We start from the raw sequence: 12577 nt of genomic DNA, 5'->3' as shown, positions 1-12577 counted from the left end.
AGGCGAGCAGCCTGCTCCCGAAACTCCGGGGTGTACTTGCGACGCTTGCCCGACATACGGACATCCTTCCCGCGGGACCAACGGTCCCACCAGTCGGGTGTCCACCATCAGGGGTCAACCCCAGTGTTGACCGCATTTGAGTGCGCGGAAGCGTGTTTGAATCAGTGTTGTGAATCTGGCGGATTAGGCCGAATCAGTTGGGGTGAACCGACATACAGCTTAACGCTGGTTTCAGGAAGGAACCTCGCCGGTGACAGCAAGCAACCGAGCTGCTGCCGCGATGTCCGTGTTGGCCGTGTTGGCGACCGCGGCGGCCCTAGGGATCCCCACCGCATTTGCCCAACCGCCAACCTTTCCCGACCTATCCGAATTCACCGAGATCGCGCAGGACAGCCCTATATTCACGACCAACCGGATCGGTGGCTACGACGCCGTTTTCGCAACTCCCGACGGACTGCACTGCGCCGCCGCCGCCGCCGACAGCCAATCATGTCAGACCACCAAAGCCGGTGAGATGCCAGGATTTCCATCCAATGCCCCACATCAGGACCTGTCACCGTGTGGCCCCGTGGCCGAATCGGTGAACAGCAGCGATTCCGGCTCGGAATTCGTCTACACACGCAACTGCGAAAGCACCGCAGCATCGCCAGTCCTGCAGCCCGGCCAAAAAGTCACTGTCGTCAAGACTGTCAGTTGCACCATAGGCGACTACCAAATCCCCAACTGCACCCCAGGCGTCCACGGCAAAGCCACCTGCGCAGTCGGCGCCAACCGGCTCACCGCCTGCACCAACGGCAAACACGGTTTCGTAATCCAGTCGTCCGGAAGCTGGACGTTCTGATCAGACGCCCCCAACGGCCCAGGAACCCAGAAAAATCGGCTAGGCAGCGGGATCCGCACGCCAATCCTCGCCGGGCGAGCCGGCACGCCGTAGCGGCTCGATAGTCCCGGCCGCCGAGGCCGCCGCACCCGTGTGGCCCCGAAGCAACCACCCAGCCACGCCGCCGTTATCGGCGGTCCTCACGTGCCGCCATCCGCCGCAAAGACCAAGGCGACACGCCCAACTGAAGATGCTCTACACGCCCACCGGGTGTGCACAATGACTTCGGCGCGTGCGCATCGACATCGGGGGAGAACACCATGCTGTTGGCTTTGGTGTGCGCGTCCGCGAGCTTGGCATCGCACCGGTTAGTGAGCGACTTGTGCGTTCTTGGCGTGAGGTCGACGCCGTGAGCTACGACGTGATGATCCGTCGTCCTGACACGGACGAGGTGGTGTGGGAAGCGAACATGACCAGCAACCTCGTGCCGATGTGGCGACGCGCCGGCGCCGACCTCGCCGAGTTCGCCGGCCGCACAACCGAGGACGTGCTGCCTAACCTCGACGCCGCGATCAGCGCCATGCGGGCCGAACCGGACACCTACCGTATCCTCAATCCGCCTAACGGGTGGGGAGACTTCGAATCATGCTTGGCGTTCCTGGAAGCGATCCGCGACGCGTGTAAGACGTTTGGCGGCAACGTCGTTGAAGTCTGCAGGTGAAACAAGCCTCGACTTCGACCAGTTGCAGCAGTCTCAGGCTAGGTTAGCGTCGGTGATACGACGGCGGATCAGGTCGAGATCGGCGGTGTGCTCGCTGGTTTGCGCCCATGACTGCCATCCGTTAATAGCGCTGTCGACGTCCTGAAACAGCACGTCTGGTCGGCTGATAGGGATTGTGTGGCCGTGGTCGGGCCGGCGGCGATCATCGACGACAGCGATCAACTGCCCGTAATCGGAGGAGTAGTCGTTACGGCGGAATCTGAGTTGGTAGGCGCGCCCGTCGATGTCGACGAAATCCAGCGCCATCCCGAAGTCGATCTCCATGGAACAATTCCCCTTGCTCTGCGGACTCAACCTAACAGCGGCCCGAGCCGGGTAGTGGTGGCGCCGCGCGGCCGTGGGGACTTCTCACAGTCGCCACCATCCAGCCCTACCCGCGGCGCGGGCCCCGGATCCGTGCTGGTACGGGAAGTTCCGTCGTAACCGCTGGGTCGCTGGTGTCGCAGCCATGCGGCGTCCGGCGGCGGCCATAAAGTTTCGAGTATGAAACCGACCAGGGAGCAGGCCGCGATCATCGACGCGGCTAGCGCCGAGAAAGACCTCGTTATCCAGGCCGGCGCCGGCACCGGAAAAACCAGCACACTGAAGATGGTCGCTCGCGCGCTCGGCGACCGCCGGGCGATCTACGTTGCCTACAACCGGGCGATCGCCGCCGAGGCCGCAGCCAGCTTTCCTGGCCATGTCATATGCAGGACCGCGCATTCACTGGCTATGCAGGCCGTAGGAAAGAAATATGCGCACCGGTTGAAAGGGCCGCGAGAGCTCCCTTCACGGCGCGCCGAAATCCTTGGAACCAGCTGGCTGGACTTCGGCCCAGCCGTGCAGATCCCGCCAACGCAAGTAGCGCGCATCGCCGTCGACACGGTAATGCGGTACTGCTACTCCGCCGACGATGAAATCCAAGTGAAGCACGTTCCTCAGCAGAACGGTGTCGTGGGTGCCGATCACGACGAACTGGCGCGGGCGGTGCTGCCGTACGCGCAGCGGGCGTGGGTCGACTTGTGTGATCTCAACGGGCGGTTGAAGGTTCAGCACGACCACTACCTGAAGATGTTCGCGTTGACGCAGCCGAAGCTGCCGACTGATGTGGTCATGCTTGACGAAGCACAAGATTCCAATCCAGTCGTCGCGGCGCTCGTTCAGAGTCAGGGCCATACGCAGCAGATTGTGGTCGGAGACAGCAATCAGTCTCTTTATGGATGGCGCGGCGCGGTAGATGCGCTGGCTGGGTGGCCGGCTGATGAGCAGCTGTACTTGTCTCAGTCGTGGCGGTTCGGCCCTGCTATCGCCGATGAGGCGAATCGGTGGCTGAGCCAGATCGACACCCCGTTGAGGCTGACTGGCAATCCGGCGATCGCATCGGAACTGGTGGACCTCGATGCGCCGAAGGCGGTGCTGTGTCGGACGAACGCGGAGGCGATGAAGCGTGTCATGGACCTGCTCGCCGCGGACCGACGGGTTGCGTTGGCCGGCGGCGGCGCCGATATTCGTCGCCTCGCGCAGGCGGCAGCGGATCTGAAGAGTGGGCGGCGCACGAGCCACCCCGAGCTGTACGTGTTCGCGACATGGGGTGCGCTGCAGGAGTATGTGGAACACGATCAGGCGGGGCGTGACCTTAAGCCGTTTGTCGACCTGATCGACTCGCATGGTGCGGAAACAATCATCGATGCAATCGACGCACTCGTGGACGAAAAGCAGGCAACCACAACTGTTTCCACTGCACACCGGTCGAAGGGGCGAGAGTGGGAATCGGTGGAGATCGCCGCAGACTTCCCCGAGCCGACCGGCCGCGACGAAATCCCGAAGGCTGACGCGATGATCGGCTACGTGGCCATCACGCGCGCGCGCAAACAACTGGACCGCACCGGGCTGGCCTGGATCGACCACTACATGCGGCCTCGTGTTGCCCGTGCGAGCTAGACCTGCCAGGAGCTGCGGGCCGATCACAGTCTGGACCTGGGCACGGTGTACTCGCTAAACGCAAGTAGCCACAGTAGATTTCAAGAGAGGGGGGGCGCGATGGAGACACTATTCGCCAGCCACAACGAGAAGGTCTATCGGCTCACGGTCGGTTCGGTCGATGACATCGCCGACGCGATCCGCGACGAGCATCTAGAGACCATTCCCGCAGGACCGTTCGACTTCTGGCTCACGCCGTCGCTGCATCCCGGCCACCGGAAACTGAACCATGCAGCCACGAAAATCTTGCTCGGGGCTAGCACCTTCACCGGACGCAGCGTGCCCCTGATGCGCGGTCGAGTCGTGGTCACCGCGCGTGATCAGTGGGGTCACCTGCGCAGCTTGACCGACGAGGAAATCACCTGGCTCGCAGATTTCGTTTACGGATTGCCACACCTCGCCGACTGGGTAGTGGAGCGGCGACTGGAGCGCGCTGGCCGCCGCGACCGGCGTCGCAGCCGGGCTGAGCGCGCCACCGCGAACCGTCGCCAACTACACGGACTGCCACCCAAATAAGGAAGTCGGGAATTTGCCGGGCCTACTTCTGTTGTCGGCACCTGCCGCCCTGTGTTAGGCGCGGTGTGCGAGGTCGGCAGTCTGTGTGCAGCTGGAGCACGAGGCGATCAGCCTATCCCCGTTGAACACTGTGGGCTGCTTGGTTAATGCGGGTGGCTGGAGAGGAATTCGGCCGTCAGGGTGATGGGCGGTTCTTGCCGGGAGAGTAACTGGTACAGCTTGGTGCCGGGGTTGAAATGTGGTGGCTTGTGCACGTCGATGGTGGCGTCGCGCAGCAGCAGGGTCAGTGTTTCGGCGAGGCGTTGGGGGCCGGCGCCGTCGTAGCCGGTGCGGTAATAGTGGTAGCCGGTGTCGGGCAGCGGCCAGATTTGGCCCGCACTGTCGCGGAAGAATGCTGCTTCGTCGTCGATCTCGGCGTCGGTGAGCTTACCGGTGGCTGCCGGCATGTGTGTTCCCACGCCGGCGTAGATGGTGTCGTTGTCGCCGTGGATGATCCACGTGTTGGGGTTGTAGGGGTCGCGTAGCCAGCGCACTGGCTGCACGCGGTCGCCGTAGTAGTTGGCGATGAACCAGAAACCGAGTTCTGTGCGCCGGTCAGGTGTGACATCGGTTAGGCGGGCGATCCATCGGAGCGCCATCGAACCGGCCGATCGTGGCTGTATCCGGATCGCGTAGGTGAGTACAGGCATGAACGCCCAGTGGTTGGCAACCCGGAGCGCCTGATTGGCGGCGCGCTTGTCGACGCGGTGGTGAAGGATTTGTGCTGCCTCGTCGGCGGTGAGCTCTGGTACGGGTTGGCTGGTGTTCAGAGTGCTGATCGCTGCTTGGGTCAATCCCGGTGTTAAGTAGTTGTCGTCATGTGGCCGGGGGCCATTGAGCTGCATGAGGATTCGGGTGGTGAGCTTGTCGATCGCCGTGCGCAGCGCCGCAGAATCGGTGGGGGCGGCCAACGCGGCGATGTAGCCGGTGTCAGCCGTAGGTGCATAGGGCGTGACGTGGGTGATGGGCGTGCCGGGGCGCCAGGCCAGCATGGCGTCAAGTTCGTTGAGCAGTGGCGACCACCACGGGATGTCGACGCGCAGCAGGTTGGCAAGATCCCACCACCGGTAGCGGGCCGCGCCGTGGCCCACCGGGTCGTGGCGGTAAACCGGGTTGCGTTCAGCCACAACGACTAACGGCGCGGTTTGCGTGGGCTCGGTTGAGCTGTAAAGGGATGCGGCCTCCCCATTGGGGACGGCGACGGCTTCGATCCGCGCCGGCAGCTGGTCGAGGAGCGCGCCTGGCATCGCCGCCGCGTTATTGATGTGCACGGTGTTTTCGCGGTCGGGGTAGGCGATCGCGACTTGGCGGCCGCCGTCGCTGGGCTGCCAACTGTGGACCGCGAATCGCCCGACGTCAGCAACACTGACCTGTTCGGCGCGGACGAACTGCGCCGGCGTGGGTTCTGGGATCCGTGGGAATAGGCGCGGCACCACTGTGTGGGAGCGGCGCGGGCGGTGCTCGAGGATGAAACGGAGTACTTGTTCGGCCGTGAAGTGGATCCGGCCGCCTTCGGTCCGGGGTTGGGGGAACTTGGGGTCTTTACGGGAGACGTAGTGATAGATGGTGTCCTGTTTGAGTCCGGTCAGCCTGGCGGTCTGTTCGGCGGTCCATGCTGTCTGTGTCCAGCAGGCGCGGTCACTCCATACGCTCACGATGCCTCCGGAATCCATACTCGGTCTGGATTGACGGTACATGGCGATGCCGGATTCTGGCGTAGCGACACGGGACGTTGCGGTGAACGCATATAGTTGCGATGAGCGCAAATTCTTGCTAGAAATGAAATCATGGTTTTCGCATCGCCTCAGTACGGCTCCACGGAGTCCGACGTCGATCTCGCGGCCATCCTCGAGCCGCCTCCACCGCCTGACTGCACCAACGAACACGGGGAGTATGACGCGTGGATCACTGAACTCGAGGGCCGCGCAGCGAGCATCCAGTTCCTAGCTCAAGAAGACGGCGCGGATCCGCTACTGCACGCATTGGAACACCTACGCCGACGCCGCAACGAGATTGAGCAACAAATGACTTTGCTGGTCGCCTACATGCGCGAAAAAGTCAAGCCCCGCCCATACACACTTCAGCAGATCGCCGACGCGGCAGGCCTTTCCATCTCTGGCACACGAACGTTCTACGACACCGATGACGTCCACATGCTCGAGGAACGCATCGCCTTCGCGCGGCGGATCCTCTCCGACCATCACGGAACCCGCGTCGCCGGTCCACCCCAGCTCGCCGCCCCAGACGGCCCCGCCGATCCCGCCGCCGCGGCCCTGGGACGGAAATAGGCAACCAGCTCGATGTCGAGGCACAAACGGGCCGCCAAACAGCGTCACCAGCAGCGCGTCGACCGGCAGTGGACCGCCACCGCAGACGCGCAACGCGCCGCAAAAATGCGCGACGAGATCGTCAACGCACTCGGCCACCCGCTGTTTCGAAGCGCCCGCCGGCGAAGCGCCATCGCCGAGGTCAAGGACGTGCTCGCCCTCGCCGACGAGACAAGGCAATTCAGCGCCGACGACCTGCGTGACTACTACGAGGAACTGTTCGCCCGACCCGTCGAGACTCTCGACGAGACCACGATCGGCGATCTGATCAGCTCGCTCACCGAGCGGCAGACCAATGCGATGCGTATCGCGGAGGTCTTCGTCATTGCCCCTGCGATGCATCGCGTTGTCGTCGCGGCTACGGCAACCATTGACGCCGAGGACCTCAAAACGCTGACCCGCGACGACATCGCCTGGGAAACCGGCTTCCTCGTATTCCCGCACACAGTCCAGATCGGCGACTCCCGCGGATGGGCCGACGTCGAGGCCATCACCTGGCATGTCGCTGCGGCCCGAAACGGCGCGCCAACGCTGGGAATTCACTACTGGTCGCGCTGGGACTGGCAGCAACACATTCCTGGCCCCAACCCGAAACCATGGCCCACAACCATCCAAATCCCCCTCGACCAGACCCAGGCCGCGACCAGCTGCCCCATCCCGCACGAAGCCTTCCGATCCGGCACCCCCCAGCCGGGCTGGACAGCACAAAACGCGATGGCCGAAGCCGGCCCCGACAATGAGTACAACTGGATCTGCGAAAGCGGGCCCACCGCAGCGGTCATCGGCTACGTGTTCGCATTCCTTCGGATAGCGGCCCAACCCATGACCATCACGCCGCGCTGCCGCCAAGAACGCCCCGACACCAAACCACAGAAATGGGAGCAAGTCCGGGTGGTGCAGCTGCGCCGGTTCCACCAGGCCGCCTCCGCCGACACCAGCCATCGGCAAGTCAACTGGCAACACTCCTGGGTAGTCCGAATGCACAAGGTCCGCCAGTGGTATCCCAGCCTGGGCCGACACCAGGTGATCTTCCGCGGCCCCTACATCAAGGGGCCCACGGACGCCCCGCTACTCGCCGGCGAGAAGGTCCAGGCACTTGTCCGCTAAAACACCCTGCGGCCTACCGTGACCGAAGCGGAGGTCACCGGAACCCCTCAACACAGCCCCGCGCCCTGTGAACCGCACGAGGAGAACTACCGTGAGTCGCGTCAGGCGAATCCGAACACGGAGCACGGGACGGTGCGGGAATAACTTCACCCACTCACTAAAACACACATTCGATCACGTTTACTCACGAATCGCCGAACAGTTCGCAACCCCCGCCGCCACGTTCCAGCGGGGAAACCATCGGAGCCGTGATCGCCGGCATCACCATCTACATGGCAATCAACCTCGTGTTCGGGCCGCTGGTGCTATTCGGGTTGGCCAACGCCATCTCACCGAAAGCCGCCTTCCTGATCGGCGCGGTCACACTTGGCGCGGTCGCATTCGGCGGCGGCGCTGCACTGATCGCCCGATCACGACGCCAACCCTGGCCGAAAGGAATAGGCATGGGGCTCATGATCGGCTGGGCGCTCACCTCCATCCTCACCGCCGGCATCTGCACAGGGCTCAATCCCGCCATGTACACCTGGCGGTGACCAGCAATGCTGCTCCACGCCCGGGTTACTGCCGGCCGACACACCCGTCCGCAATTACCGTCACCTCTGACCCCAAGCCTGAAAGCACCCACATGACAACACCACCACCAGATCCGCCCGACCCTGCGGACCCATCGACCTGGGGCCGCCGCGGGCGCCGCCGGCCCCGCCCCCGAAGGCCAACCCCATCACGGATGCCGACCGGCAATGTCATAGCCGGCATCGGCCTCTACATCGCCATCAACGTGCCCGTGTTCATCAAAATGAACCAATACACCGGCACCAGCGAACACAGACACACGGTGATGGCGATCGGGGCGGTCGCGCTCGCGGTGATCGCGCTCCTCGGCGGCGGCGCACTGCTACTCGCGCACAACCGATCGACCAAAGCTATCGGGCTAGGCCTCATCATCGGCTGGGCGCTGATCTCTGTGCTTTCGGCCGGTTACTGCACTGGCTTAAACCCATCGGACTACCGGAGTTACTGATGGTCGGCATGCAGTTACGCGGCGACCGAATCCACCGCTACGTCAACGCATTTTGCCCCCACTGCCACACCGAGCAACCGGATCGCCCGCTGAGCGAAGTCACGCGGCTTAGCGGCTGGCTAGCCGTGCGCGACGAGCGTGTCTGGTTGGAGCGCGGTTGCCCCTCCCACGGGTTGGTGCGCACCCTCTATGACGAGGATCCGGAAATCCTTGCCTACCTCGAGGAGTGGACGGCCCCCACCAAATCACACACCGCCGATGTGGCCGGCAACTTCGACCCAGTGCCGGCGGCCTATCTTCGGGGCCTGCCGGAGATGCAAACCCAGCACACCTGCATCCTGCTTGAGGACATCGCCGCAACGTGTAATCTGCGCTGCCCCACCTGCTTCGCCGAATCTTCACCGGATTTGCGCGGCGTGGTCTCGCTGCACGACGTGCTCGCCAACGTCGATCAACGCCTCGAACGCGAAAACGGCCGACTGGACGTGCTGATGCTCTCCGGCGGCGAGCCCACCCTGCACCCACACCTGCCGGAGCTGCTGGCCGAACTCACGGCACGACCGATCACCCGAATCCTGCTCAACACCAACGGCATACGCATCGCCACCGACAATGACTTACTCGACCTGCTCACCGAGCACCGCGAGCGCGTGGAAACCTACCTGCAATACGACGGCCTATCACTATCGGCCCACCGCTATCACCGCGGCGGCGACCTACGCCGCTTCAAACAAGACGCGCTCCGCCGCCTGTCGGAACGAGAAGTATTCACCACCTTGGTGATGACAGCGGCGTTGGGCGTCAACGACACCGAGATCGGCGACGTCCTCCGGGTCGCCCTGCAAACCCCCTACGTGGGGGGAGTGTCGATCCAGCCGCAGTTCGGCTCTGGCCGCTCCGATTACATCGATCCAACCAATCGGCTCACCCACACCGGAGTACTCGCGCGGTTAGAACCCCAAACAGCCGGTCTGGTCACGTGGCGCGATCTGACCGCACTGCCCTGCTCACACCCACACTGCTGCTCGATCGGCTACCTAATGCGCGACGACACCGGACACCGGCGCTCGTTGGTCGCGCTGATAGGCCACGACAACCTCAAAGACAAGCTCGGCCTCGTCGCCAACCGCATCGCCGACACCGAGCTCCCGCGCGAGCTGCGCCTGGCCGTGCGCGAATCACTGCTCGGCTTACTCTCCGAGCAATCCTCGCTATCGCATCCACAGATCGGCGACATCTGGCGCACCATCTGCGACAGCTGCGATCTAGGCATGTCAACACTGCTCACCCTGGCATCCAGCGCCCTGCCCGGCCGGCACCGCAAGCTACGGAATCTGCTGGGGGAGCGGGTAGTTCGGATCAGCGTCAAACCATTCATGGATATGTCGACAATGATCGAAGAACGCCTCACCCAATGCTGCGTGCACGTCGGCACCCGCTCATCACAAGATCAGTGCGCACCGTTTTGCGCCGTGCAAGCATGGCCCGCGCTGAGCCAGCAGCGGCTATCGGCAGCCGCCGCACGCCAACTACCCATCGTGGCAACGTAATCGGCCACCATCCGCGAGCGAACACGGGAAACAACGCCCGAGCAGAGCAATGCATAACTCGATGACATCGTCGTCGGGTCATGCGAATCGTTGATTCCGGGCAGTAACCAATTCACGACCAACCCGGTAACCGGCCATACGATCTTGCGCGACCGCGCCGACAAAGCAAATCCTGACCTCATCGCCGCCAATAATCAGGCAGAAACTCCCAATCACTGTGATAATCGGGATCTTCCAGCGCGCCAAGCACAGTTGCGCGCGCGGGAAGATCAGGCCAGCCCTCGACTCGCTCGCGCAGCCAGCCTCGCCAATCGACGGGTTGCCCGCCAGCACACAGCGCGGCCCGATACGAACCTTCGATGAGAAGATCACGTTCATAGAGCGCAGTAATCTCTTGACTGCGGGCAATCGTATCCACTGCTGTTTGCTCAACATTCGCCCGAGACAGGACGTCGCTAACGCTCGACTTGATCGCAAGGGCACGGTCGAGAGTTTCATGGCTGGCTTCTCGCCAGGATTCAAGCGCGCGGGGCCAATCGGCACCGGCGTTGGGTTCCCAGTCGGCGACAGGCATCGAACGCAGCTCGGTTAGCAGCAATGTGTCCATATCGCTATAGAGCTGGTAGCCGGGGCTCATGGCCAGCAGGGCGGTGTAGTCCATCGTTGTAAGTCGGTCCCGCCAGTCTGGTTCCAGTTTGCCCATGCGGGCCTGCCGCAGGATCGCGGTCGTGGTCAACTGCTGGCGAGTTTGATAGAGAATATCGCCGTACTGGTTTCGGCGTTCGGTGCTAGCGGCCTGGATTCGGCGCATCTGCTCCTGGAAGTCGTTACGGCGCTGCCGCCAATCCGGCCCGGGAGTAGCGGTCATCGTCCCATTGTCTCAGTCGGCAACGACATTTGGCAGCTCTGAGGCTTCGGCTACGCTGCGAGTCTTCGGCCAGCGTGCGTGACGCCGAATCGGTGGCGGCGCCATGCCGCCGAGATCGGGGGCCTGGCGCCGCATGCCAGCGCTAGCGTTGTGAGATAAACCCGGCTTGGGTTGAGCGCCGATGTCATCCCAGGAAAGAATGAGACACAGTGAGCGAGTTCAAAATCGCGCGGACCCGATCGGACTGGGTGAGGTTCACCGCGATCATGCTGACGGCGGCGCTGTCATTGGGCAATGCGGCACGTTTCGCTGGCCAGAACAGCTGGATCAGCATGGCGCTGACTCTGGCCGGGGGCCTGTGTTTGGTCACCGTGGCGTTCGCGACGATCTCCACCAACCGGCGAGTGCGTCGATGGGTCACATGGGGGCGGACTCATGACCAATGAGCATCTAGGTGTCGATCTTGCGGACGCGTTTCTCGGACGAATGGTCGATCGCGAATTCACCAGTGACAGATAAACACGAGGCCGCCTGCCCAGACTGGAAGTGCCCCATATCGAAAAGAACGAACACCAAGATGGCGCAACAAAGTTCGCCGACATCGCGGGTCGCGCGGGGTCACGGTCCCGCTTTTGCCCAACGTGCGTTTCGGCTGCTAACGTAGGCGCAACAGTCCCCGCCAGGGCTAGAGCTTTCGGCTTCCCCAACCAGGCGGGGCTTTTTCTCTCTCAAGGCTTAGTGCTGAGTGATTCGCCGCCAGACTGGTGCTGCAGGTAGGCCTCCAGCCATCGAGTGACACGTGTTGTGTTACGTGGCAATGGTCCAGCGCGTAATAGGCCCGCAGAATATGGGCAAGCCGCTGGCGTCTCACGCCGCTCGCTTACGTTCTTCGCGCCACGCCTTCTTAATCGCACGAACCTCGTCCTGGGGCAGAACCCCGGCAAACGGCGTGCAGGAACGAAGCGTCGTCGCATGATCGGATGGATCGAGCAGAACTGCGATGATGCGTCCCACGCCAGCATCCAAGATTGCTTCCCATTCACGCGCATATGGCGCGCTGTGAATGTCGATAGCTCCCGAGGCCCGACCTTGCGCCAGATTTGCACGGGCTTTGCCGATCACCACGTCCGGGTCTTGGAGCAGGCGCGGAATCAACGCGGCATGCAGCCACATGGACAGCTGCGCACCGTTGTGTCGGGAAGCCCCCTGGGTCGTAGCTGTGAGTTTGTTGGTCACGGCGCGCTCGGGGATTCGGCGGTGGGTGCCCACCATGACGCAGGGCAGCTGCCCTTGATTACAGAGGTCGACGATGTGTTGCCGAGACACACCAAGTCGCCTGGCGGCCTCACCAGTACGCAGAAGGGTCTCGTCACGCATACCACCAAGCTAGGCAGTATCCACCAAAAACACAAGTGACCTGCTTCGCTGTTGGGGCGTTGGGGCCCCAACCGATCACTTGTTGGCGATGAAAGTCGGCCCTGGCCGGCCGGTCAACGCGCGACGAGGCCGATCACTGAAGAACCGCGCCACCTTTGCGTCACCACGACGGGGAGGTGTGGGCGATCGTCGACCGATTCTTTCCCCAGTGC

General features: G+C 63.1%; 14 protein-coding genes. 9 read left to right on the top strand and 5 right to left on the bottom strand.

Going from position 1 to position 12577, the window contains the following annotated elements; genetic code table 11:
- The first annotated feature begins 250 nt into the window (after positions 1–250).
- Both H7I87_RS26070 and H7I87_RS26065 read left to right on the top strand, forming a co-directional pair.
- Entirely contained in the window at positions 251–841 is a 591-nt protein-coding gene (locus H7I87_RS26070; protein WP_139800164.1) for a hypothetical protein, read from the top strand.
- A gap of 271 nt (positions 842–1112) precedes the next feature.
- Entirely contained in the window at positions 1113–1541 is a 429-nt protein-coding gene (locus tag H7I87_RS26065; protein ID WP_139800165.1) for a hypothetical protein, read from the top strand.
- Between the two features lie 33 nt (positions 1542–1574).
- On the opposite strand, the gene H7I87_RS26060 is transcribed toward H7I87_RS26065, so the two are convergent.
- On the bottom strand, positions 1575–1865 hold the full coding sequence (locus tag H7I87_RS26060; protein WP_083071646.1) for a hypothetical protein: 291 nt from the start codon (positions 1863–1865) through the stop codon (positions 1575–1577).
- A gap of 219 nt (positions 1866–2084) precedes the next feature.
- On the opposite strand from H7I87_RS26060, the gene H7I87_RS26055 reads away from it, so the two are divergent.
- A complete protein-coding gene (locus tag H7I87_RS26055) occupies positions 2085–3521 on the top strand; it encodes a UvrD-helicase domain-containing protein (RefSeq protein WP_083071647.1) in 1437 nt (478 codons plus the stop codon).
- Positions 3522–3620: 99 nt separating this feature from the next.
- The gene (locus H7I87_RS26050; RefSeq protein WP_083071648.1) at positions 3621–4076 is read left to right on the top strand and encodes a hypothetical protein; all 456 of its coding nucleotides are present in this window, start codon (positions 3621–3623) and stop codon (positions 4074–4076) included.
- Positions 4077–4219: 143 nt separating this feature from the next.
- Here H7I87_RS26050 and H7I87_RS26045 read toward each other — a convergent pair whose 3' ends face one another.
- Entirely contained in the window at positions 4220–5788 is a 1569-nt protein-coding gene (locus H7I87_RS26045) for a helix-turn-helix transcriptional regulator (RefSeq protein ID WP_083071649.1), read from the bottom strand.
- Positions 5789–5902: 114 nt separating this feature from the next.
- Here H7I87_RS26045 and H7I87_RS26040 point away from each other — a divergent pair, with 114 nt between their 5' ends.
- From H7I87_RS26040 to H7I87_RS26020, 5 genes are all read left to right on the top strand, one after another.
- Positions 5903–6403: a hypothetical protein gene (locus H7I87_RS26040; protein WP_083071650.1), complete on the top strand. Its 501-nt coding sequence runs from the start codon at positions 5903–5905 to the stop codon at positions 6401–6403.
- A 12-nt stretch (positions 6404–6415) separates the two neighbouring features.
- Positions 6416–7549, top strand: a complete 1134-nt coding sequence (locus H7I87_RS26035; RefSeq protein WP_083071651.1) for a hypothetical protein — start codon at positions 6416–6418, stop codon at positions 7547–7549.
- A 248-nt stretch (positions 7550–7797) separates the two neighbouring features.
- Positions 7798–8082, top strand: a complete 285-nt coding sequence (locus H7I87_RS26030) for a hypothetical protein (protein ID WP_236724457.1) — start codon at positions 7798–7800, stop codon at positions 8080–8082.
- Between the two features lie 194 nt (positions 8083–8276).
- Positions 8277–8570, top strand: coding sequence for a hypothetical protein (locus tag H7I87_RS26025; RefSeq protein ID WP_083071652.1), 294 nt, complete (start codon positions 8277–8279; stop codon positions 8568–8570).
- An 8-nt stretch (positions 8571–8578) separates the two neighbouring features.
- Positions 8579–10120 carry a radical SAM protein gene (locus H7I87_RS26020; RefSeq protein ID WP_083071671.1) on the top strand — a complete coding sequence of 514 codons (1542 nt, stop codon included), beginning with the start codon at positions 8579–8581 and terminating at the stop codon, positions 10118–10120.
- 178 nt (positions 10121–10298) lie between these two features.
- On the opposite strand, the gene H7I87_RS26015 is transcribed toward H7I87_RS26020, so the two are convergent.
- From H7I87_RS26015 to H7I87_RS26005, 3 genes are all read right to left on the bottom strand, one after another.
- Positions 10299–10988 (bottom strand): hypothetical protein, encoded by a 690-nt coding sequence (locus tag H7I87_RS26015; protein WP_083071653.1) that lies wholly within the window; start codon positions 10986–10988, stop codon positions 10299–10301.
- Positions 10989–11172: 184 nt separating this feature from the next.
- Complete coding sequence (locus tag H7I87_RS26010; protein ID WP_167380299.1) at positions 11173–11322, bottom strand: hypothetical protein; 150 nt, start codon at positions 11320–11322, stop codon at positions 11173–11175.
- Between the two features lie 533 nt (positions 11323–11855).
- On the bottom strand, positions 11856–12365 hold the full coding sequence (locus H7I87_RS26005; protein ID WP_083071655.1) for a helix-turn-helix domain-containing protein: 510 nt from the start codon (positions 12363–12365) through the stop codon (positions 11856–11858).
- Between the last annotated feature and the right edge of the window lie 212 nt (positions 12366–12577).

This window comes from Mycobacterium timonense (assembly GCF_025821985.1).
Classification (GTDB): Bacteria; Actinomycetota; Actinomycetes; order Mycobacteriales; family Mycobacteriaceae; genus Mycobacterium; species Mycobacterium avium.
This window is presented reverse-complemented; position numbering and strand designations above follow the sequence as displayed.